The sequence below is a fragment of the Leisingera aquaemixtae genome, from assembly GCF_001458395.1.
GTDB classification, from domain to species: Bacteria; Pseudomonadota; Alphaproteobacteria; order Rhodobacterales; family Rhodobacteraceae; genus Leisingera; species Leisingera aquaemixtae.
Map to the genome: position 1 here is coordinate 130,680 of NZ_CYSR01000022.1, position 22,183 is coordinate 152,862.

At 65.4% G+C, this 22,183-nt stretch carries 23 protein-coding genes and 1 riboswitch; of the genes, 16 read left to right on the plus strand and 7 right to left on the minus strand.

All coding sequences use genetic code 11. The annotated features are described in order from the left end of the window. Genes PHA8399_RS11400 through PHA8399_RS11410 form a run of 3 tightly spaced genes read right to left on the minus strand, consistent with a single transcriptional unit; the run spans position 1 to position 2,930 of the window. Positions 1–492, minus strand: a complete 492-nt coding sequence (locus PHA8399_RS11400) for a hypothetical protein (protein WP_058286270.1) — start codon at positions 490–492, stop codon at positions 1–3. Continuing rightward, the gene (locus tag PHA8399_RS11405; RefSeq protein WP_058286271.1) at positions 485–1,642 is read right to left on the minus strand and encodes an SAM-dependent methyltransferase; all 1,158 of its coding nucleotides are present in this window, start codon (positions 1,640–1,642) and stop codon (positions 485–487) included. Before PHA8399_RS11405 ends, PHA8399_RS11400 begins: the two co-directional genes overlap by 8 nt. After that, positions 1,581–2,930: an NAD(P)/FAD-dependent oxidoreductase gene (locus tag PHA8399_RS11410; RefSeq protein WP_058286272.1), complete on the minus strand. Its 1,350-nt coding sequence runs from the start codon at positions 2,928–2,930 to the stop codon at positions 1,581–1,583. Before PHA8399_RS11410 ends, PHA8399_RS11405 begins: the two co-directional genes overlap by 62 nt. Before the next feature lie 124 nt (positions 2,931–3,054). Here PHA8399_RS11410 and PHA8399_RS11415 point away from each other — a divergent pair, with 124 nt between their 5' ends. Both PHA8399_RS11415 and PHA8399_RS11420 read left to right on the plus strand, forming a co-directional pair. After that, positions 3,055–3,819 carry a DUF1365 domain-containing protein gene (locus PHA8399_RS11415; protein ID WP_058286273.1) on the plus strand — a complete coding sequence of 255 codons (765 nt, stop codon included), beginning with the start codon at positions 3,055–3,057 and terminating at the stop codon, positions 3,817–3,819. A gap of 2 nt (positions 3,820–3,821) precedes the next feature. Then, entirely contained in the window at positions 3,822–4,547 is a 726-nt protein-coding gene (locus PHA8399_RS11420) for an SDR family NAD(P)-dependent oxidoreductase (RefSeq protein ID WP_058286274.1), read from the plus strand. A gap of 40 nt (positions 4,548–4,587) precedes the next feature. Here the strand turns inward: PHA8399_RS11420 and PHA8399_RS11425 are convergent, their stop codons facing one another. Together PHA8399_RS11425 and PHA8399_RS11430 are read right to left on the minus strand one after the other, a co-directional pair. After that, positions 4,588–5,223, minus strand: coding sequence for a ChrR family anti-sigma-E factor (locus PHA8399_RS11425; RefSeq protein ID WP_058286275.1), 636 nt, complete (start codon positions 5,221–5,223; stop codon positions 4,588–4,590). Beyond that, positions 5,224–5,778: a sigma-70 family RNA polymerase sigma factor gene (locus PHA8399_RS11430; protein ID WP_058286276.1), complete on the minus strand. Its 555-nt coding sequence runs from the start codon at positions 5,776–5,778 to the stop codon at positions 5,224–5,226. A 220-nt stretch (positions 5,779–5,998) separates the two neighbouring features. Between PHA8399_RS11430 and PHA8399_RS11435 the strand changes: the two genes are divergently transcribed. Then, on the plus strand, positions 5,999–6,715 hold the full coding sequence (locus PHA8399_RS11435) for an SDR family NAD(P)-dependent oxidoreductase (protein ID WP_058286277.1): 717 nt from the start codon (positions 5,999–6,001) through the stop codon (positions 6,713–6,715). Between the two features lie 377 nt (positions 6,716–7,092). After that, on the plus strand, positions 7,093–8,466 hold the full coding sequence (locus tag PHA8399_RS11440; RefSeq protein WP_058286278.1) for an ammonium transporter: 1,374 nt from the start codon (positions 7,093–7,095) through the stop codon (positions 8,464–8,466). A 75-nt stretch (positions 8,467–8,541) separates the two neighbouring features. On the opposite strand, the gene hutC is transcribed toward PHA8399_RS11440, so the two are convergent. Then, positions 8,542–9,246, minus strand: a complete 705-nt coding sequence (gene hutC / locus PHA8399_RS11445) for a histidine utilization transcriptional repressor HutC (protein WP_244270206.1) — start codon at positions 9,244–9,246, stop codon at positions 8,542–8,544. 127 nt (positions 9,247–9,373) lie between these two features. Next, entirely contained in the window at positions 9,374–10,243 is an 870-nt protein-coding gene (locus PHA8399_RS11450) for a glycosyltransferase family protein (RefSeq protein ID WP_058286280.1), read from the minus strand. A 126-nt stretch (positions 10,244–10,369) separates the two neighbouring features. On the opposite strand from PHA8399_RS11450, the gene miaB reads away from it, so the two are divergent. From miaB to PHA8399_RS11510, 12 genes are all read left to right on the plus strand, one after another. Further along, a complete protein-coding gene (gene miaB / locus PHA8399_RS11455; protein WP_058286281.1) occupies positions 10,370–11,692 on the plus strand; it encodes a tRNA (N6-isopentenyl adenosine(37)-C2)-methylthiotransferase MiaB in 1,323 nt (440 codons plus the stop codon). A gap of 277 nt (positions 11,693–11,969) precedes the next feature. Continuing rightward, entirely contained in the window at positions 11,970–12,548 is a 579-nt protein-coding gene (locus PHA8399_RS11460; RefSeq protein ID WP_058286282.1) for an OmpA family protein, read from the plus strand. Between the two features lie 13 nt (positions 12,549–12,561). After that, positions 12,562–12,867 (plus strand): hypothetical protein, encoded by a 306-nt coding sequence (locus PHA8399_RS11465; protein WP_058286283.1) that lies wholly within the window; start codon positions 12,562–12,564, stop codon positions 12,865–12,867. Between the two features lie 144 nt (positions 12,868–13,011). Next, positions 13,012–14,022, plus strand: coding sequence for a PhoH family protein (locus PHA8399_RS11470; RefSeq protein WP_058286284.1), 1,011 nt, complete (start codon positions 13,012–13,014; stop codon positions 14,020–14,022). 68 nt (positions 14,023–14,090) lie between these two features. Further along, entirely contained in the window at positions 14,091–14,603 is a 513-nt protein-coding gene (gene ybeY, locus PHA8399_RS11475; RefSeq protein WP_058286285.1) for an rRNA maturation RNase YbeY, read from the plus strand. A 22-nt stretch (positions 14,604–14,625) separates the two neighbouring features. Next, positions 14,626–15,525 (plus strand): hemolysin family protein, encoded by a 900-nt coding sequence (locus tag PHA8399_RS11480; RefSeq protein WP_058286286.1) that lies wholly within the window; start codon positions 14,626–14,628, stop codon positions 15,523–15,525. Then, positions 15,522–17,021, plus strand: coding sequence for an apolipoprotein N-acyltransferase (gene lnt, locus PHA8399_RS11485; protein ID WP_058286287.1), 1,500 nt, complete (start codon positions 15,522–15,524; stop codon positions 17,019–17,021). Before PHA8399_RS11480 ends, lnt begins: the two co-directional genes overlap by 4 nt. A gap of 61 nt (positions 17,022–17,082) precedes the next feature. Continuing rightward, a riboswitch (SAM-SAH riboswitch) is annotated at positions 17,083–17,132 on the plus strand. 7 nt (positions 17,133–17,139) lie between these two features. Next, positions 17,140–18,321 carry a methionine adenosyltransferase gene (gene metK / locus PHA8399_RS11490; protein WP_058286288.1) on the plus strand — a complete coding sequence of 394 codons (1,182 nt, stop codon included), beginning with the start codon at positions 17,140–17,142 and terminating at the stop codon, positions 18,319–18,321. 203 nt (positions 18,322–18,524) lie between these two features. Next, complete coding sequence (locus PHA8399_RS11495) at positions 18,525–19,190, plus strand: COG3904 family protein (protein ID WP_058286289.1); 666 nt, start codon at positions 18,525–18,527, stop codon at positions 19,188–19,190. Between the two features lie 81 nt (positions 19,191–19,271). Further along, positions 19,272–20,048 carry a tRNA (guanine(46)-N(7))-methyltransferase TrmB gene (gene trmB, locus PHA8399_RS11500; RefSeq protein ID WP_058286290.1) on the plus strand — a complete coding sequence of 259 codons (777 nt, stop codon included), beginning with the start codon at positions 19,272–19,274 and terminating at the stop codon, positions 20,046–20,048. A 105-nt stretch (positions 20,049–20,153) separates the two neighbouring features. After that, positions 20,154–21,500 (plus strand): 3-phosphoshikimate 1-carboxyvinyltransferase, encoded by a 1,347-nt coding sequence (gene aroA, locus PHA8399_RS11505; protein ID WP_058286291.1) that lies wholly within the window; start codon positions 20,154–20,156, stop codon positions 21,498–21,500. Then, a complete protein-coding gene (locus PHA8399_RS11510) occupies positions 21,497–22,120 on the plus strand; it encodes a (d)CMP kinase (RefSeq protein ID WP_058286292.1) in 624 nt (207 codons plus the stop codon). Before aroA ends, PHA8399_RS11510 begins: the two co-directional genes overlap by 4 nt. Positions 22,121–22,183 lie beyond the last annotated feature (63 nt).

Genomic DNA, 22,183 nt, shown 5'->3' on the forward strand with positions numbered 1-22,183 from the left:
TCAGCCCAGAAGCGCGCGGGTGAACCGGGCAGAGCGGGTGTTTGCGCCGACAAAGATCGACATGAAGCCGCGCTTGATGCCCGGCTGGCTCAGGGTGCAGGCGGTGCGCCCGTTGCGCAGGAACGTCACCCGGTCCGGCCCCTGGCTGACGGCCAGATAGCGGTCGCCGGGGGAGACGGCCTGGAAACAGGCCTCAAAGCGGGCGCGGGCCGGGGCGGGATGCCCCAGGCGCCGCATCTCGCGCAGGGTGGATTCGACCAGATCCTTCTGGCTCAGCCGGCGCTGATAGGTCAGCTCGATCCCGAAATCCTGCGACCAGTCCAAAGGCGCTGCGCCCCGCGTGAACAGCCGCGCCTGATAGACCGGAGAACCAAGGAACCGGAACGTCGCCGCGCCGCGCTGTTCGGCCCCCGGCAGCAGCGACTGCACCGGAGAGGCAAACCCAGCCGCCGGAACCGCCAGCAGGCACAGGGTCAGAAGCAGCCTACGCATGGGCCAGCTCCACCTGCACCACATTAGTGTGGCCGATGGCAAAGGAGGCGGCGCAGATCTCCAGATAGTACTGCCAGTTGCGGAAGAACGCCTCGCCATAGCCCAGTTCCGCGATCCGGCGCTTCTGCGCGGCCAGGCGCTCTGCCCAGATCCGGCAGGTGCGGGCGTAATCCTGGCCGAAGGCGAAACTGTCCGCGACCTGCAGCCCGGCCGATTTTGCCTGCTGCGCGATCACCTGGTCGGACAGCAGCATGCCGCCGGGAAAGACATACTGGCGGATATAGTCGGAGGAGGTCCGGTAGGTCGGAAAGAAGTCGTCCCGCACGGTGATCGCCTGCAGCAGCACCCGGCCGCCTTCGGCCAGGCTGCTTTTGAGCTTGGCGAAATAGCTGGGCCAGTACCGCTCGCCCACGGCCTCGATCATCTCGATCGAGACGATGCTGGAGAACTTGCCCTCGATATCGCGGTAGTCGCGCAGCTGGATGTCGGCGCGCCCGTCCAGGCGGCTTTCGGCATAGCTGTGCTGGTTGCGCGAGATGGTGACGCCGGTCACATCGCGGCCCTCGGCACTGGCTTGTTCGGCAAAACCGCCCCAGCCGCAGCCGATCTCCAGCACTTGCTCGCCATCCCCCAGCCGTGACAGGATGCGGGCGTTCTTGCGGGTCTGCGCCTGCGCCAGATCATCGCCCTCCGCCGCGAACAGGCCGGAGGAATAGGTCATGCCATCGTCCAGCCACAGCTGATAGAACTCATTGCCAACATCGTAATGGGCGCGGATGTTCTTGCGCGCGCCGCGCTTGGAGTTGGCCCGCAGCAGGGTGTCGACAATGCGGAATTTGGCGCGGTTCAGCGGGCTGGCCTGATCGTAGCTGCCCAGATGCTCGCGGTTGCGCATCGCCAGCTGCATCAGGGCATCGACCGACGGGCTGTCCCACAGGCCCTGCACATAGGTCTCGCCCAGCCCGACCTGGCCGTGCGCCGCCATCGCGGAAACCGCGGCCCAGACATTGATCTGCATTTCGGCCTCGGGACCGCTATCGCCGAATTGATAGCGCGCGCCATCCGGGGTGCGCAGCGTCAGCCGCCCCTTACGCAGTCGCGCGCAGGTGTCCAGGAATTCCGACTGAAGGGCTTTGTCCGTGAATGCCATGATCTGTTCCTTTGACCGGAGAGGAGGGGAGAGCGTTCATCATGCGGACAATCCGCATGGCGCTGGCGATACCGTCTTCGTGAAAGCCGTGGCGGTTGTAGGCGCCGGCAAACCAGGTCCTATTCTGCCCTTGCATCGCCCGGATTTGGTGCTGCGCCCGCAGTGCTGCCTTGTCGAAAAGCGGATGCGAGAATTCCACCGTGTCATAGACTTTGTCCGCAGGAATGGGGCGGCTCGGATTCAGGGTCACGAACAGCGGATCGCTTTCGGGGATGCTTTGCAGGCGGTTCATCCAGTAGGTGACGCCAACGCCGCCGTCCTGGCTGCGGTAGGCCCAGCTGGACCAGCAGCTGCGCCGCTTAGGCATCTGGCCTTCGTCGCAATGCAGAACCGCCGTGTTCGGCTGATAGCGGATCGCCCCCAGCGCTGCGGCCTCTTCCGGTGTGGCATCGGCCCCCAGGATGGCCAGCGCCTGATCGGAATGGCAGGCAAGGATAATGTCGTCGAACAGGCGCGGGTCTGCGCCCTCTGCCTGCACCGAAACGCCGCCCGCCTGCCGGGTGACCTGCCGGATGGGGCTGCCGGTGCGGATTTCGCAGCCCCGCGCAATCAGCGCCGCCTCCAGCCGGCGGACATATTCGATGCTGCCGCCCTTGACCGTCCACCACTGGTGTTTGCCGGTGCCCGCCAGCAGCGCGTGGTTGCGGAAGAAGCGGACCAGCGACTTGGCCGGGAAGGCATCGACGTCGGTGACCGGGGTCGACCAGATCGCGCCGCACATCGGCATCAGGTAATGGTTGCGGAACCAGCTGCCGAGTCCCAGTTCCTCCACCAGCTCGCCAATGGTCTTGTCGTCATCGGTGGCGGCGGCCTCGGCCCGTTTTCCGAAACGCACGATGTCCGCGACCATCTTGTGAAACTGCGGGCGCACCAGGTTGCGCTTCTGCGCCGCCAGCATCCGCAGGCTGTTCAGCCCGTATTCCAGGCGGCCGTCGTCGATGCTGGCGCAAAAGCTCATCTCGCTTTTGATCACCGGCACGTCGAGCTCGCGGAACAGCCGGGTGAGGTAAGGGTAGGTGACATAGTTGAACACGATGAAGCCGGTATCGACCGGCTGATCGCCGTTCTTGCCCGCCAGAACCGTGCGGGCATGGCCGCCCAGCCGGGGCGCGGCCTCAAACAAGGTGACGTCATGGCTGCCAGCCAGATAATACGCCGCGGACAGTCCGGAAATGCCGCCTCCCGCGATGGCGATCTTGCGGCGTGGCCCCTGAGTTTGATCCAGCATGCGACGGTTTTCCCTTGCTGTTGTTTGGACCGGATACGCCGCAGGCAAGAAAGCGGATCACCGCTTTCGCGATAAAACTGTGCGTGCGGGTGATCCGGGGCGGCGGCGCCTGCGTAACCGGTGCATGATTGAGCATGTTTCAGCACAGACGTTTCACGCCCGCCGGGGGCGCCTGAAAAACGCCTTCCGCTATGGCGTGGACTACGTTCTGACCGATATGACCAGTGGCGCGCTGCCGCTGCTGTCGCGCAACCGCTTCAATCTGTTTTCGATCCACGACCGCCGCCACGGCGGCCCGCGCGGCTGCGGCCGCGGCATCCTGTGGTTCCGGGAGGAGCTGGAGCGGCGCGGCTTTCCTTTGGAGGGCGCCCAGCTGCTGCTGCTGACCCAGCCGAGCTTCCTGTGGTTTCACTTCAACCCGGTCAGTTTCTGGATTGCGGTCAGGGACGGCAGCCCGCGTGCCTTTATCGCGGAGGTGAACAACACCTTTGGCCACCGCCACTGCTATTTCGCGGCGCACCCGGACTTCCGCCCGATCCGGCGCAGCGATGTGATCGAAGCGGAGAAGCTCATGCATGTCTCGCCGTTTCAGCAGGTCGCGGGGCGCTACCGGTTCAATTTCGGGATGACGGACCAAGCGTTCAACATCCGGATTTTCTATACCAACGGGGCCGAGGGCGTGCTGGCCACGCTGGACGGGCCGCGCCGCCCGGTGACATCCGGCGGCCTGCTGCGCGCCGCACTGCGCAGGCCCTTCGGGGCGGCCCGCGTGGTGGCGCTGATTTACTGGCAGGCGCTCAGGCTTTGGATCAAGCGGGCGCCGTTCCTGCGCAAGCCGCCGCCGCCAAAGCCGCTGATTTCCGACAGTTCGACATTTTCCGGAGGCTGAGCGTGACAGATTTTGCAGGCAAGACGATCTGGCTGGTCGGGGCCAGTCACGGGCTGGGGCGCGCGGTGGCGCGGAAGCTCGACCGGGCCGGCGCCCGGCTGATTCTGTCGGCGCGGTCCGAAGACGCGCTGGAGGAACTGGCAAGCGAGCTGACGCAGGCGCGGGCGGTGCCTTTGGATGTGACCGATGCGGAGTCGGTCGCAGAGGCTGCCCGCCGGGCTGGTCCGGTTGATGCGCTGCTGTATAACGCCGGCGCTTATGAGCCGATGCGGACACAGGACTGGGATGCGGACGCGGTGCTGGGGATGAGCGACGTGAACTTCACCGGTGCGCTGCGGGTTCTGGGGCAGATCGTGCCGGCGTTCGTGAAGGCCGGGCGCGGCGACATCACGCTGGTCGGGTCCTTGGCCGGATACCGGGGTCTGCCGGCCTCCATCGGCTATGGCGCCAGCAAGGCGGCGCTGATCAGCCTGGCGGAAACCATGCGGCTTGACCTGAGAGACAGCGGCGTCACCGTCCGCGTGGTCAATCCGGGCTTTATCAAAACCCGGCTGACGGACAAGAACAGCTTTAAGATGCCGCAGCTGATGGAGCCTGAGGAGGCCGCCGGGCATGTGGTGTCCGCGATGCGCTCGCGGCGGTTCCGGACGGATTTCCCGCGTCCCTTTTCCTATGCGATCAGAGCGTTTGAGCTGCTGCCCGACTGGCTGGTCTACCGCGGCAAGTAAGCGGGGCCGCCGCACGGGCAGCGCCCCCGGCTTGCGGGCCTCAGATCCGGAACAGCGGCTGCAGCAGGCGCGGCATCAGCGCCTTGAACCGCAGCGGCGCGTCGGTGGCCGCCAGGCAGATGCAGGGATCGCCGGGATCTGCAACCGGCGTATGGTCCAGGTCCTCGTCACCGATTTCGACATCGCCCACACCAAACCGCCCGGTCTCGTCGCTGAAGCTGCCCTGCAGCACCAGCGTCAGCTCCAGCCCGTTGTGGCTGTGATCCGGCACCGCCTGGCCCGCAGGGATATACAGCAGCCGGGCGGATCCCGCCGCATCTTCGAACAGGATGTCCTGTTTCACCCCCATGCCCAGTGTCTTCCAGCGCAGCGGCCGCCCTTTCAGCGACTGCATCACCGGCCCGGGGTAGATCCCGGCGGCGTCATACACCGGCTCCGGCGCTGCGGGGGCATCCAGCTGCGCCATCAGTTTCGGCTTTGCGTCCTGCGTCAAGGCCGCGCAAGCGGACGTTTCCAGCAGCGCGCCGCCAACCGCCTGATGCGCGCCAAGCGCCGCCTGGCAGTCGCGGCAATAGGACAGGTGGCTGGCGACAACCATGGAATAGGCGTGCGGCAGGCTGCCGGACGCATAGGCCGCGATCATCGGATCGGGGATGTGATGTGTGATTGCAGGCATTCAACGCAATCCTTTTAGTTCCTTGCGCAGCCGCCCAAGGCCAAGGCGGATACGCGACTTTACTGTTCCCAGCGGCAAGCCGGTCTGGGTGCTGATCTCCTGATGGGTCAAATCCCCGATATAGGCCTTTTCGATCATCTCCTTCTGATCGGGGTGAAGCTGCTGGATCGCCTGTTTCAGGTGCAGGGCCTCCTGCTCCAGGGCGAGGATCTGGCTGGCGTCGGGCTCGGCTCCGGGATCCTCTCCCAGTTCATCGGGCACCGGCCGGCTTTCCTTGCGGATGATATCTATATGGCGGTTGCGGGCGATCTGGTAGATCCAGGCCGACGCCTGCGCCTTGTGCGGGTCAAACATCGCCGCCTTGCGCCAGATCGTCAGCATGACGTCCTGGACGATTTCCTCGGCAAGCGCAGGCCGCGCGCCGCAGCGGATGATGAACCCCTTGAGCCGCGGGGCCAGGAAATCGAACATGTCGCCGAACGCCGCACGGTCCCGGTGGTCGCGCACAGCCAAAAGCCAGACGGTCAGCTCAGAATAGGTTTTGTCTTTTGACACTACTGCTTTGCCCTCAGGGGATGCCCGAAGCACAGCGGTTTTTCCGGGCGGCCTATCCAAGTTTAGTGTCAGCATAGTCCGGTTACGGAGCGCTGGGAAAGTTGGATCACGGGCTATCGCATTTTTTACGCGGGGCAGATGCCGGCAGTGCAGGCAAACTGATCCGCCTGCGGCGGCGGCGCGTAACAGCAGCAAACAGCTCTCAAGAAGGTGACTGCTTATGCGCAATATTGTTGTCAGCGGCGGGTCCGGGGCGATCGGGTCGGCCTTTGTTGACGCACTGGCCCGCAAGTACCCGCAGGCCCGCATCCACAGCCTGTCCCGCAGCCCGGACGCCCGTGTCCCGGAGGGCGTGCACAGGCTGCAGGTGGATTACCTGGACGAGGACAGCCTGCAAGCCGCGGCGGAACAGGCCGGCAAGGCGGGTGCGGTTGATCTGATGATCCTGGCGGGGGGAATCCTGCATCAAGGGGATATGATGCCGGAAAAATCGCTGCGGGAGCTGAGCGCCGAAAAACTCCTGGCGCTGTTCACCGCCAACACGGTCGTCCCGGCCCTGACCGCCAAGCATTTCCTGCCGCTGTTGCCGCGGGCCCGGCGGGGCGTTTTCGCCGCCCTGTCCGCCCGGGTCGGCAGCATCTCCGACAACCATCTGGGCGGCTGGTACTCCTACCGGGCGTCCAAGGCCGCGCTGAACATGATCATCCGCAATGCCGCGATAGAAATCCGCCGCCGCAACCCGCAGGCCATTGCCGCCGGGCTGCATCCCGGCACGGTGGAAAGCGGCCTGTCCCAGCCCTTCCTGCGCAACGTCGCCCCGGAGAAACGCTTCTCGCCGCAGTATGCGGTGTCCCGGATGCTGGATGTGATCGCCGCCCTGACGCCTGACGACAGCGGCCAGTGTTTCGCCTGGGACGGCAGCCTTATCGAACCCTGACCCGCCGCAAGCGCCAGAGCTGCCCCGAAGGTCTTTATCCGGGCTAAGGGCGGGCGCGGGATGGAAGGCTGGCGTCCCTTTCGCGGAAGCGGAGCCCAAATTTCTGGCACAATGACCCTCTCTGCCTGGCCGTATGCGGCAGGCTCCGCCGCAAATGCGCACTCTAGGTAAAAAACATTTCCGGAAAATAAAAAATGTCTTTGTGATGCGCCTTCTTCCTCGCATCATTCTCTTGAGACCAGATGAGTCCGCACGCCGGCCCTGATCTGGTGCGCTTGACACCGGCCCGCCCCGTCTGAGGCGGCTGCGCACGCCGGGAGATAAAAGCCGAGGCAACACACTCGGCAAAATGGCAATGAACCGGGAGGAAAATTCAAATGTCATTGGACGTGAGCACAATATTTGCTCAGCAAGTCACTCTGAACTCGCTGGTGCAGAACATTCTGTACGCATCGGGGATCGTCGGGGCAATTCTGGTGGTTGTCGGGCTTCTGCTGATCGACGCGGGCACCGCGCGCCGCAGGAACCTGTTCAACTCGACCATCGAAAAGACGCTGGGCTTCTTCCTGGGGTTTGCCACCTACTACGTCATCGGGTTCGGCCTGTGGGCCGGGCAGTATTACATCATGGAAGGCGCGACCATGATGGATTCCATCAACGACTGGTGGCTGGGCGGCGCGATGACCAACGCCATGGCGCATCACACCGATCCGGGGACCTTTCCGGGGCTGAACACCTTCCAGATCTTCATCTTCTTCCTGGCGGTGTTTGCCGGGATCATCAACATCCTGCTGCATTTCGCGGTGTCGGAGCGGATGAAGGCCCCGGCCTATTTCATCACCTGCATCGTCGCCGCGGTAGTGTCCTCGGCACTCAGCTGGGCCACCTGGGGGTCGGTCGGGCCGCTGACCAATGCGGGTTTCCATGACTTCTTTGGCGTTGGTTTTGTGTATCTGTTCCCTGCGGGCATGGCGCTGGTGTTCACCCCGAAGCTGGGCGCGCGCCCCGGCATGATGGCACCGCACCCGCGGATCTCGGCCTATCTGGCGCCCAGCATCGGCCTGTGCGCGCCGGGCCTCCTGCTGATCTTTGCGGGGCTGCCGATGGTGATCCTGTCCTGCCTGTTCTTCTTTGATCCCGAAGCGCTGGCAGTGAGCGTCACCATGGCCGACACCAGCGTCGGTATCGCGATCAACAACTACGCGATGGTCTGGGCCGGCGGCGCGATCACGGGCCTGCTGATTGCCTATTCGACCGGCAAATACGCCTATACTCTGCTTGGCCCGCTGGCGGGCTATGTCGCCGGGGCATCGGGTTTCGATGTCTACCTGCCCTGGCAGGCCTTCATCGTCGGCCTTGCGGCGCCGTTTGTGGCCTACGCGGTGTATGAGTTCACGCTGAAGCGCGGCATTGATGAGCACAAGCTGTTCCCGCTGTTCCTGGGCGCGGGCGTCTTCGGGATGGTCATGCTGGGGATTTTCAAGGCCGGCACCCCGCGCGGCGGCTACTTCGGCATCGAGGAGGGCGCCTATGCGTTCCAGCACGGGGAAATCTCGCTGGTGATGCAGCTGGCGGGCACGGCTGCCTGCATCGGCACCGGCGTGGTCACGGCGCTGATCCTGTCCTTCATCCTGGAGCGCACCGTGGGCCTGCGGGTGCATGAGGACGACCAGATCGAGGGCCTGGACGGCAAGATCTGGGATCTGGAGCCTGACGTGCTCACCCACGCGGACAGCGTGCAGAACGCCTGATCCCGCCCGCAACCGCAAAGGCCCCGGCATCTGCCGGGGCCTTTTTCCGTGGCCGGACCGGCTCCCGCCCGGGCATCAAAGATGCGTGGTCAGCTTGTAGCCCGGCGCAAAGTACAGTTTGGCCAGCGTCACCGGGCTGCCGCGCAGCCAGGTGATCCGTTCCGCGGTGAACACCGGATCCCCGAGCGGCGCATCCAGAAACTCCGCCACCGATTGATCCGCCTTGGTGGCCATGAAGCTCAGCTCAAGATTGGTGAACGGCACTTTCTGCACCAGCCAGTCATTCGGACCCGAGTGCGAAAAATCCGCCTCCAGCACCTCCGGGACGCTGCCAGGGATGATCCAGCGGACCTCGTACTGGAAAGGGGCGTTGTCCGCATAATGCATGCACCTGACATGCAGCACCTCCTGGCCCTGCGGCAGATCAAGCCGCGCCGACAGCCAGGCGGGCGCGGCGGCCACGCTGCGCTCCACCAGCGCATAGCGGTACTCCGCGCCGGTTCCGGCGATCTCATCGCGCACCAGCGGGATGGAGAACTGCGCCTTGCGCACCGGCGAATTCAGCACCCTTGTGCCCGCCTTGCGCTTGCGTTCCAGGAAGCCTTCCTCGGCCAGTTCCCTCAGGGCCCGGTTGACGGTGGTGCGGGTGCTGGAAAACTCCTCCGCCAGGTCGGTCTCGCTCGGCAGCAGGCTGTCGGGCGCCCAGATCCGGTTCTGGATCCGGTCAAGAACGACCTGCTTGATATCCCGGTAGCTCATGTTCTGGCGCGGTGCTGCCATGGTGCCTCTCAGGGTCATAAAGAAATTTAACACCTATAAGAATACACATAATCCCCGGGCAGGGAAGCGGCATCCCGCCGTTTCGGCCTGGGCGCGCGGGCAGGGGCGCCTGCCGGGCGTCAGCCGCTCAGAACCACTGACCGGGTTCCATCAGCCCCAGATCCAGCAGCTGGCGCGAGTGCCACTCGAACGGCGCGGAATTGTGCCAGCGGAAGGTTGCGATATCAAAGGTGGAGCCGGGGTTGCGCTTCAGCGCCTTTGCGGTGCGGAAGGAGCAGACGGCAGCGGTCAGGTTGTGATGCCAGGGGCAGGCATAGGTGTTGTATTCCGGATCGTTGAAAATGTGGCCCTGCTGCAGCTTCAGCCCCGGCTTGGCCCGGAACAGCGAAATCCGGTCGATCTTGCGGCTGGCCGGGGGGATGTGCTCCTCGAACCGCCAGCGCACGCCGCCGAAAAAGTCCAGCTGCCGCTCGTGGGGTTGGCCGGATGCGGGGTCGGTGCGCGCCTGGGCGTAATAGCCGGACTTATCCAGATGGGCATTTTCCAGCGACACCGCACCGGGGCAACTGTCCAGATCGCCCGCATAAAGGTCGATCACATAGCTGAGCATCGCATCGCGCCGCTCCTCGGTGTGAAAGGTCAGCATCTCGCCGATGCTGCGGGTCTCGCAGAACGGGTAGAACAGGTATTCCGCATTGTAGCAGTAATACAGCCAGCAGCCCGGCCGCGCCGCAGCAATGACCGCGTTGACGGCATCGGTGACCGCGCCCTCCGGCCCGCAGTCAAACGGCACCCGGTGCACCTTGGCGCGCACGTCCTGCGGCAGGTCGAAGGCATCCGGCATCAGCGCGGCCACCGCTTTGAAGCCGCATTGCAGGTGGTGGCGCAGGGTGGTGGCAATCTCCACCTCATCCTCGATGAACACCAGCGCCACCGGGCCTTTGGCCAGCAGCACCTTGCCCTGCTTCAGGAAATCCTCCAGCGAAGAATGCATCATGCCCGTCTGCCCCTGCCTTTCTGGCCTTTGCGGCCAAAATCGGGTAATTCCGGCGTCATTGCAAGCATCGGCATTTGCCTGTATGGCAGGCCGCTGACCCCGGATCAGGCTAAAAGGCTGAGACTCATGAGCGCCCCGAAGAAGCTGTTTATCAAGACCTATGGCTGTCAGATGAATGTCTACGACAGCGAACGCATGGCCGAAGCGCTGGGCGGCGAGGGCTATGTCGAGACCAAATCCGCCGACGACGCCGACATGATCCTGCTGAACACCTGCCACATCCGGGAAAAGGCGGCGGAGAAGGTTTATTCCGAACTGGGCCGCTTCAAGGGGCTGAAAGCGCAGAAGCCGGAACTGAAAATCGGTGTCGCGGGCTGCGTCGCCCAGGCTGAGGGCGAGGAGATCATGCGCCGCCAGCCGCTGGTTGATCTGGTGGTCGGCCCGCAAAGCTATCACCGGCTGCCGGAGATGGAAGCGAAGACCCGCGCGGGGCAGAAGGTGCTGGACACCGATTTCCCCGAAGAGGACAAATTCGAGAAGCTGAAGAACCGCCCCAAGGCCAAACGCGGCCCGACCGCGTTCCTGACCGTGCAGGAGGGCTGCGACAAATTCTGCGCCTTCTGCGTGGTGCCTTATACCCGCGGCGCTGAGGTCTCGCGCCCGGCGGACCGCATCCTGCGCGAAGCTCAGGACCTGGTGGAGCGCGGCGTACGCGAAATCACCCTGCTGGGCCAGAACGTGAACGCCTATCACGGTGCCGGTTCCAACGGCGACCTGACCCTCGCGCAGCTGATCTGGGAGCTGGACAAGATCGACGGGCTGGAACGCATCCGCTTCACCACCTCGCACCCCAACGACATGCAGGACGACCTGATCAAAGCGCATGGCACCTGCGCCAAGCTGATGCCCTATCTGCACCTGCCGGTACAGGCAGGCTCGGACAAGATCCTAAAGCGGATGAACCGCGCGCACACGGCGGAAAGCTATATCCGCCTGATCGAGCGCATCCGCGCCGCGCGTCCCGACATCCTGATTTCCGGCGATTTCATCGTCGGCTTCCCGGAAGAGACCGAGGAGGACTTCCAGGCCACCATGGACCTGGTGGAAGAGGTCAAATACGGCACCGCTTATTCCTTCAAATACTCCACCCGCCCGGGCACCCCGGCGGCGGAGCGTCCCCAGGTCGACCCCGCTGCGGCGGACGACCGGCTGCAGCGGCTGCAGGCCCTGCTCACCCGGCAGCAGCGCGAGGTGCAGGACAGCATGGTCGGCCGCGAGGTTGGCGTGCTGTTTGAGAAAACCGGCCGCCTGCCGGGCCAGATGGTGGGCAAGTCCGATTACCTCCACGCTGTCCACGTCGCCGATTGCAACCGGGACGCCGGAGAGCTGGCGCGGGTCCGGATTGTCTCCTCGGGCGCGAATTCGCTGGCGGGCGAGCTGATCGGCTGAGCCTGCCGCGGCACCCGCGAATCTCCTGTCGCGGGCGGGTTCCCCAAGGCCCGCCGCGGCCGCCCGGCGCGAACCGGGTGTGTCCTTACTGCATCTTGCTCAGACACAATCTGTCCCGCGCGCGCCAAGTGTCCGTGGCGCGCAATCAGCGTGCGCGCTAAAAACAGAAATTTAACAGATATAGAGTATCAATTTCAGTTAATTCTGCTGTCAAGCCTGAGCGGTGGGCACCAATGCGGCTAACACCCTGGGGAACTTAGGTGAAGGAAATCTGGTTGTGTCGAAATTCAAATTGAACAAGGTGATTGCGCTGGCTGCCGCTGCCTCGGCTGCGCTCAGCATCGCCGCCGCGCCGGCCGGCGCGCAGTCGCAGCAGCGGACGATCAAGGGCGAACGCTACGTTCCCACCATCTGGGTCGATCCGGACGGCTGCGAGCATTGGGTGATGGACGATGGCGCCGAGGGCTTTATGACGCCGCATGTCACCCCGGACGGCAAACCGGTCTGCCGCCGCGGCAACATTTGCGGCGTGATGCCGTCCGACCAGTTCTTTGCCACCAACAAGCATCACATCAATGCCGCTGGCCGCAAACGCCTGACCGAATTCTTCCAGAAGGCCAGGACCGACGGCGCCCGTTCCTTTGTGATCGCCGGTCACACCGACAGCCGCGCCTCGGACGAATACAACATCGGCCTGTCGCAGCGCCGCGCCAATGCGGTGGCACAGGTGGCCCGTTCGGCGGGCGCACGGGTCAATGACGTCCGTGCCTACGGCGAACGCGAACCGCGGGTGCCCAACACCAGCGCCGCCAACATGGCAACGAACCGCCGTGTCGAAATCTATTGCCTGCGCTGAGGAGAGACAGACGATGACATCAATAAGAACGGCCTTCCTCCTTGCCGCCGCCGCCGCAGTTTCAGCCTGTGCTACGGGCGCCGACAAATCCTCCGACGGGCATTTCGGCGATGGCAGCTCCTCGACCCTGTCGAACATGACCGCAGGCATCTGGGTCGACCCCAATGGCTGCGAGCATTGGATCATTGATGACGGCCTGGAGGGCTATGCCGACCTGCGCCGCACCCCCGATGGCAAGCCGGTCTGCAACAGCAACCTGCCGCGCAATGTGGCAACCGGCCCGTTCAAGAACGGCTCGACCCTCTGGGATCCGATCTGACCGCGGCAGACAAGCGCCGCTGCCTGCAGCCGCCCCTCGGGGCGGCTGATTTGTTTCAATTGAGTGAATTTCCGCTGCTGATGCTTGCGCAAACGGAACAGGGGCGGCAAACTGAAAGGGCAACCTTGGAATGAGGAGATCAGCTTGGCCATCGGTGCCCTGAATGACGCGCAAGACCAGACCGCAACCCATGAAGTGCTTCTGGAATTTCCCGACAACCGCTTGCTGATCGACCTGTGCGGCGAATACGACCGCAATCTGGCTGACATCGAACAAAAACTGGGCGTGCAGATCGTCCGCCGGGGCAATCAGCTCTCGGTGATGGGCGAAGATTCGGCGCGCGAACAGGCGGCCGGCGTGCTGACGGCTCTCTACGACCGGCTGGAAACCGGCCGCAGCGTCGAAAGCGGCGACATCGACCGCGAATTGCGCATGGGCCCGGAAACTGACGAGGCCGAACCCGATGGCCAGCTGCAGATGTTCCGCGGCGGCCGGGTGGAGATCAAGACCCGCAAGAAACTGGTGGAGCCGCGCACCGAGGCGCAAAAGGCCTATGTGCATTCGCTGTTTGAAAACGAGCTGGCCTTCGGGATCGGCCCGGCCGGCACCGGCAAGACCTATCTGGCCGTGGCGGTGGGGGTCTCGATGTTCATCACCGGCCATGTCGACCGCATCATCCTGTCCCGTCCGGCGGTGGAGGCGGGCGAGAAGCTCGGCTATCTGCCCGGCGACATGAAGGACAAGGTCGATCCCTACATGCAGCCGCTCTACGACGCGCTGAACGACTTCCTGCCGGGCAAGCAGCTGGCCAAGCTGCTCGAGGAAAAACGCATCGAGATCGCGCCCTTGGCCTTTATGCGCGGCCGCACGCTGTCGAATGCCTTCGTGGTGCTGGACGAGGCGCAGAACGCCACCACCATGCAGATGAAGATGTTCCTGACCCGCCTGGGCGAAGGCTCGCGCATGGTGATCACCGGCGACCGCAGCCAGGTCGACCTGCCGCGGGGCGTGCAATCGGGGCTTGCCGATGCCGAACGGCTGCTGAAATCGATCCCCAAGATCAGCTTCAACTACTTCACCGCCCGCGACGTGGTGCGCCACCCCCTTGTGGCGGCCATCATCGAGGCCTATGACGCAGACGCCATGCCGGCCTGATCCCGCAGTCCTCTTGCCCGAATGACCGCGGGGGTGCGGGGGCTGGCCCCCGTTTCCGGAAGATATCCATGACGCTCGACATCACCATCGAAGACGCCCGCTGGCAGCAGGCCGGACTTGAGCTGCTGGCGGAGGAGGCCGTTGCTGCCGTCCTGGCCCATTTCGGGCTGGATGCGGAGATGTGCGAAATTTCGCTGCTGGGCTGCGACGATGCCCAGATCGCCGGGCTGAATGCGGAGTTCCGCGAAAAACCCGTGCCGACCAATGTGCTGAGCTGGCCCGCAGAGGAGCGCGCCCCGGACACGGACGGCGGCACGCCGGTGCCGCCAGAGCCTGATTTCACTGGCGAAATCCCGCTGGGCGACATCGCCATCTCCTATGGCACCTGCGCCCGCGAGGCATCGGAGGCAGGCAAGCTGCTGGCCGACCATGCCCGCCATCTGATCGTTCACGGACTGTTGCATCTTCTGGGCTATGATCACATCCGTGACCGCGATGCCGCATTAATGGAAGGGATTGAGGTGCTGATACTTGGCAAAATGGGTATCGCAAACCCATATATGACTGAGGACGCCTCTTAGACGGGGCTTTTGGATAGGACCGATGGGCGACACAGAAGGAAGTTCTAACGCGGCGCAGGGCGCGCTGCAGAACATGAACGGCACGGCGCCAGAAGCGCCGGTCACCGAGAAAACCGGTTTCTGGGCACGGCTTTTCAGCGTGTTCGGCGCGGAACCGCAGGCAGAAGACGATCCAGGCAGCGATCAGCCGGCCGCCGGCTCCGGCGCGCATGGCATGATCAATCTGCGCAGGCTGCGGGTGGAAGACGTGGCCATCCCCTCCGCCGAGATTGCTGCGGTGCCGGTCACCATCGGCAAGGACGACCTGGTCGGCATCTTCCGGCAAAGCGGCTTTACCCGGATCCCGGTGTACGAGGGCACGCTGGACACGCCGCTGGGCTTTGTCCACCTCAAGGATTTCTCGCTCACCCATGGCTTCAATGGCGGCAGCACTGAGTTCGACCTGCAGCGGATGCTGCGGCCGCTGCTGTTTGTGCCGCCGTCGATGCCGATCGGGGTGCTGCTGACCAAGATGCAGGCCGAGCGCCGCCACATGGCGCTGGTGATCGACGAATACGGCGGTGTCGACGGTCTGGTGACCATCGAGGACCTGATCGAACAGGTGGTCGGCGAGATCGAGGATGAGCACGACGCAGACGAGCTGCAGACCTGGTACCAGGAGAAGCCGGGCAGCTACATCGCCCTGGCCCGCACGCCGCTGCCGGAATTCGAGAGCGAGATCGGCCAGTCTCTGACCAGCCATGACGCGGTCGATGAAGAAGAAATCGACACCCTGGGCGGTCTGGTCTTCATGCTGTCGGGCCGGGTGCCCGCCCGCGGCGAGGTGATCGAGCATCCTGAAGGGGCCGAGTTTGAGGTGATCGACGCCGATCCGCGCCGGATCAAGCGGCTGCGCGTGCGGCTGCCGGACGCCGCCGCATGATGTCACTCGGGCTGCGCCGGGCGGCCCGCGGGCTCCGGCTGGCGCCGGCCGCTCTGGCGGTTGGCGGCGGCGCGTTGCTGTCGCTGGCGCTTGCCCCCTGGCATTTCCTGTTCGGGCTGCCGGTGGCGCTGGCTGCGGCCGGCTGGCTGGTCCTGCAGGCCGCCTCGGCCCGCACGGCGGCGCTGGCGGGCTGGCTGTTCGGGCTGGGGTATTTCGCCTTTGGCCTGTCGTGGATCATCGAACCCTTTCAAATCGACCCGGAGCGGCACGCCTGGATGGCGCCGTTTGCGCTGGTGTTCCTGGCCGCGGGCCTTGCCCTGTTCTGGGGGGCGGCCTTTGGCCTCACCGCGCGGCTCAGCCGCGGCGCCTGGCGGGTGCCGGTGCTGGTGGCGGTATGGACGCTGGCGGAATTTGCCCGGGCCTATCTGCTGACGGGGTTTCCCTGGGCGGGCTTCGGGCAGTTCTGGATCGATACGCCGGCCGCGAACCTGCTGCCCTGGATCGGGCCGCAGGGGCTGGGGCTGCTGACGCTGGCGGCCTTCCTGCCGCTGGCCCTGATCCGGCAGGCGCCCCTTGCCGCCGCCGCGCCGCTGATCCTGTCCGCGGCTGCGGCCGCCGCCGTGCCGGCCCCAGAGCAGGCCGCGCCAGCCGGCAAGACGGTGCGAATCGTTCAGCCCAACGCGCCGCAGAACCTGAAATGGCACCCGGACCACCGCTGGGAATTCGTCCGCCGCTCCGTTGCGTTTTCGGCAGGGGCGCCGCGCCCCGACCTGATCGTCTGGCCGGAAACCGCGGTGCCGCAGCTGCTGAACTATGCCGGGGACACGCTGCGGGTCATCTCGGACAGCGCGGGCGGCGTGCCGGTCCTGCTGGGCATCCAGCGGGAAGAGGCAGGCGCCTACTATAACTCCGCGGTGCTGCTGGACGCCGGCGGCATGGCCACCGCCACCTATGACAAGGCGCATCTGGTGCCGTTCGGGGAATATGTGCCGTTTGGCGACCTGCTGGCGCGGTTCGGCATCTACGGCTTTGCCTCCCAGGCGGGCGCGGGCTATGCCGCCGGGCCCGGCGCGCAGGTGATGGAGCTGCCGGTCGGCAGCGCCCTGCCGCTGATCTGCTATGAGGCTGTTTTCCCTCAGGATGTGAACGCCGCCGAAACCCGGCCGCAGATGCTGGTGCAGATCACCAATGACGCCTGGTTCGGCACCCGGTCCGGCCCTTACCAGCACCTGGTGCAGGCCCGGATGCGGGCGCTGGAGCAGGGGCTGCCGATGATCCGCGCCGCCAACACCGGCGTCTCCGCCATGATCGCGCCGGACGGGGCGCTGCTGGACAGCCTGCCGCTGGGCGAGGCCGGATACATCGACGCAAGCCTGCCGAAAGCGCTGCCGCCGACGCTCTACAGCCGCACCGGCGACTGGCCGGTTCTGCTGCTGTGTCTTTTGGGGGCATTTGCCGCATTCTTCCGCCGCCGGCCCCTTGCGCTGCGCTCATAGCTGATTAACTCTATCCGAATATAAGTTGACCCGCGCGGTCTTGCCGCGTAATGCGGCCCGATACCTGCCACAACGGCTTCCTGGCGTGGCGGGCTGAACCTCAATGGAGCACTCTTTCATGACCCGTATGAACTACACCTTCACTTCGGAATCGGTTTCCGAAGGCCACCCGGACAAGGTCTGCGACCGCATTTCCGATGCAGTGCTGGACGCTTTCCTGGCGGAAGAGCCCGAAGCACGTGTGGCAGCTGAAACTTTCGCCACCACGAACCGTGTCGTCATCGGGGGCGAAGTCGGCCTGTCCGATCAGGACAAGCTGCACGACTACATGGGCAAGATCGACGAGATCGCCCGCGCCTGCATCAAGGACATCGGCTACGAGCAGGAGAAATTCCACCACGAGACGGTGGAAGTGACCAACCTGCTGCACGAGCAGTCCGCCCATATCGCGCAGGGCGTCGATGCCTCGGGCGAGAAGGACGAAGGCGCCGGCGACCAGGGCATCATGTTCGGGTTTGCCACCAATGAAACCAGCGCGCTGATGCCGGCCCCGATCCAGTATTCGCACGCCATCCTGCGCCGCCTGGCCGAGGTGCGCAAAAACGGCACCGAGCCGGCGCTGGGCCCGGATGCGAAATCGCAGCTGTCAGTGATCTATGAAGGCGGCAAGCCGGTGGGCATCAGCTCGCTGGTGCTGTCGACCCAGCACCTCGATGAATCTCTGACCTCGAATGACATCCGCGCCATCGTCGAACCCTACATCCGCGAAACCCTGCCCGACGGCTGGCTGACCGAGAACACCGTTTGGCACGTGAACCCGACCGGCAAGTTCGTGATCGGCGGCCCGGATGGCGACGCGGGCCTGACCGGCCGCAAGATCATCGTCGACACCTACGGCGGCGCGGCCCCGCACGGCGGCGGCGCGTTCTCCGGCAAGGATCCGACCAAGGTGGACCGCTCGGCCGCCTATGCTGCGCGCTACCTGGCCAAGAACGTGGTGGCCGCGGGGATGGCGGACAAATGCACCATCCAGCTGTCCTACGCGATCGGCGTGTCCAAGCCGCTGTCGATCTATGCCGACACCCACGGCACCGGCGAAGTTGAGCCCGCTGCCATCGAAAAGGCGATTGATCAGGTGATGGACCTGACCCCGCGCGGCATCCGCCAGCACCTGGGTCTGAACAGGCCGATCTACCAGCGCACCGCGGCCTATGGCCACTTCGGCCGCGAGCCGGAGGCTGACGGCGGCTTCAGCTGGGAACGCACCGATCTGGCCGAGGCGCTGAAAAAAGCGGTCTGAGGCCATTGGCACAAAGGGGGAGCGGGCCGCAGGGTCCGCTCTTTTCATGTCCGGGGTACTTTCGCCCGGACCGGCACATTCAGGCAACGCGCCGCGCCCGCCGGGCGCGGCGCACCGGCAGCCTTCCTGACGTGATCAGGCTGGAGCCGGCCGCCCGGCTGCGCCATAGTATCGGGTGGACTTCTTCAGCTTCCGGGGCTGCGATGCTGCGATTGACAACTGCCTTTCTTTGCCTGGCGCTGCCGCTGTCCGCGATGGCCAGGGACACGCTGCCGCAGAAATTCAGCCTGCAGGGCCAGACGCTTGTCTATGACACCGGAACGGATGTGGAAGGCGAGCCGGCGGAGATCACCGACGAGGATGCCGAACAGCTGAAGGAGATCCTGGCCCAGACGCCGCAGATCACCGAACTGCAGCTCAACAGCATCGGCGGCAGTGTCTTTGCGGGCGAGGAGATTGCCGCGCTGGTGCTGGATTACGGGCTGGACACCCTGATCGACGGCGAGTGCATCAGCGCCTGCGTCGATGTCTTTCTGGCCGGCAACCGGCGGCGGATGACGCTTGGCTCCCGCATCGGGTTCCACCAGCGCAACTGGCCGGCGCAGGCGGTGCACGAATACTACCGCAGCGAACGCAAGGCGCAGCGCTGGTCGACCCCGTTTGAGTTCGGCTCGTGGATTTATGAAGACACCCAGCGCGAGATCTACGACCATCTCAGCTATATGGTGGCGCGCGGCGTCGATCCTGCCTTTGCCATCGAGACGCTGCGCACCGGCCCCGACGGGGAGTGGTATCCCAGCCGCCTGCGCCTGATCGCCGCCGGGGTTCTGCGGGAGGTTCTGCCCGGGCCGCAGCGGCAGCCGCGCTGACGCCGGCTTGACCCCAAGGCCTGCTTGCGGCACAGGAGCGGCCAGCCTTTCAAATACCGCCTCGAACAGGAGCCCAGACGCATGTCCGGCGACCAGAAGCCCCGCGACGACCAGTCCAAGGATGCCCAGCCCGCCGCCACCAATGCGGCAGAGAAACACGCCAGCGGCGCGCCCTGGCGCAATTTTTACGGCCGCTTCAAGGGCAAGACGCTGAAGGACAGCCAGAAGCGCTATCTGGATGAGGATCTGGCCCAGCTCAGCCCCGGCGCCGTCGGCTGGGAGGAAAACCCGGAGCGCACGCCGCTGGACCTCGGCGCGCTGTTTGGCGGCAGGGATGTGTGGCTGGAAGTCGGCTTTGGCGGCGGCGAGCATCTGGTGCATCAGGCCGTCAGCAATCCGGATGCCGGCATCATCGGTGCCGAACCCTTTATCAACGGCGTGGCGATGCTGCTGGGCAAGATCCGCAACTCAGGCGCGGACAATATCGCCATCCACCCGGGCGATGCCCGCGACCTGATGGATGTGCTGCCCGCGGGGTCGGTCTCGCGCGCCTTCCTGCTGTACCCGGACCCCTGGCCGAAGAAGCGCCACCACCGCCGCCGGTTTGTGACGCAGGAGCATCTGGAGCCGCTGGCCCGCTGCCTGAAGCCCGGCGCGATCTTCCGGGTGGCGACCGATATCCCCGATTACGTGCGCCAGACGCTTGAGGAGGTGCCGAAGGCCGGGTTCGAATGGCTGGCCGAAGGCCCCGAAGACTGGCGCCAGCCCTGGGAGGACTGGATCTCCACCCGCTATGAGCAGAAAGCCCTGCGCGAAGGCCGCACGCCGCATTACCTGACCTTCCGCCGCCTCGGCTGACCAGGCGAGGCAGGCCGACGGGCAAATGCGCTGGACCGGCCGGCCCCGATCCGTTACCGATAGCGCAAACGAACAGACGAACGACCGACAGACGAAGGAAGCCCCATGTCCGGACACGGCACGCCCATCCCGATGACCTCGCACCGCTCTGGCCCGCTCAAGGGCGTGGCGGAGGTGCCCGGCGACAAGTCGATCTCGCACCGGTCGCTGATTCTGGGCGCGCTGTCGGTGGGGGAGACGAAGATCTCCGGCCTGCTGGAAGGCGAAGATGTGCTGGACACCGCCAAGGCGATGCAGGCTTTTGGCGCCGAGGTGGTGAACCACGGCGGCGGCAACTGGTCGGTGTTCGGCGTCGGCGTCGGCGGCTTTGCGGAGCCGGACAATGTGATCGACTGCGGCAACTCCGGCACCGGCGTGCGGCTGATCATGGGCGTTATGGCGACCTCTCCGATCACCGCGACCTTCACGGGCGACGCCTCGCTGAACAAGCGCCCGATGGCGCGCGTCACCGACCCGCTGGCGCTGTTCGGAACCCAGTCCGTGGGCCGCTCCGGCGGGCGGCTGCCGATGACCATCATCGGCGCGGCGGATCCGGTGCCGGTGCGCTATGAGGTGCCGGTGCCGTCGGCGCAGGTGAAATCCGCGGTGCTGTTTGCAGGCCTCAACGCGCCCGGCAAGACCGTGGTGATCGAGAAGGAAGCCACCCGCGACCACACCGAGCGGATGCTGGCCGGTTTCGGCGCCGAGATCACCACCGAGGACACCGACGAGGGCCGCGTCATCACCCTGACCGGCCGCCCGGAGCTGAAACCACAGGTGATTGCGGTGCCGCGTGATCCGTCCTCCGCGGCGTTTCCGGTTTGCGCGGCGCTGATCACCCCCGGCTCCGACGTGCTGGTGCCGAACATCGGCCTCAATCCGACCCGCGCGGGCCTGTACTACACCCTGCAGGATATGGGCGCCGATCTGACGTTTGAGAACATGCGCGAAGAAGGCGGCGAGCCGGTGGCCGATCTGCGCGCCAAATACTCGCCCGGCATGAAGGGTATCGAAGTGCCGCCGGAGCGCGCCGCCTCGATGATCGACGAATACCCGGTGCTGTCGGTGGTGGCCGCCTTCGCCGAGGGCAAGACCATGATGGCGGGTGTGAAGGAACTGCGGGTCAAGGAAAGCGACCGGATCGACGCGATGGCCAGGGGCCTGCGCGCCAATGGCGTCGCGGTCGAGGAAGGCGAGGACTGGTGGGCGGTCACCGGCCTTGGCATTGACGGCGTGCCGGGCGGCGGCACCTGCGAAAGCTTCCTGGACCACCGCATCGCCATGTCCTTCATGGTGATGGGCATGGGCGCGCAAAACGCTGTCTCGGTCGATGACGGCAGCCCGATCGCAACCTCCTTCCCGATCTTTGAAACCCTGATGGGCAATCTGGGGGCCAGGCTGGAACGCACATGAGCAAGAGCTTTACCATTGCGGTCGACGGACCGGCCGCCGCAGGCAAGGGCACCATCTCCAAGGCGGTGGCGGCCCATTACGGCTTCGGCCACCTGGATACCGGGCTGCTGTACCGGGCGGTCGGCGCCAAGATGCTGGAAGGCGTGGCGCCGGTCACGGCGGCCCAGACTCTGACGCCGCAGGATCTGGCGCGCGAGGATTTGCGCGGGCCGGAGGTGGCGCAGGCGGCCTCCAAGGTGGCGGTGATTGCCGAAGTGCGCGCGGCGCTGGTGGACTTTCAGCGCGCCTTTGCCCGCCGGGCGGGCGGCGCGGTGCTGGACGGGCGCGACATCGGCACGGTGATCTGCCCCTATGCGCAGGTGAAGCTGTTTGTCACCGCCAGCGCCGAGGTGCGCGCGCGGCGGCGGTTCCTGGAACTGGCGGCCGCCGGCAAGGTGATCACCCTGGCCGAAGTTCTGGCCGACGTGAAGGCGCGCGACGACCGCGACATGAACCGCGCCGAGGCGCCGCTGAAGCCGGCCGATGATGCGGTGCTGATTGACACCAGCGAGCTGAGCATCGAAGAAGCGCTAGCCCGGGCTTTGGCCGTGATCGAAAGCCGGATGCAGCCCGCGGACTGACGCGGCAGCGCCCGCAACTGAGACATCAGCTGCGGGCCAAGAGGCAGGTGGGAAAGCCTGCCC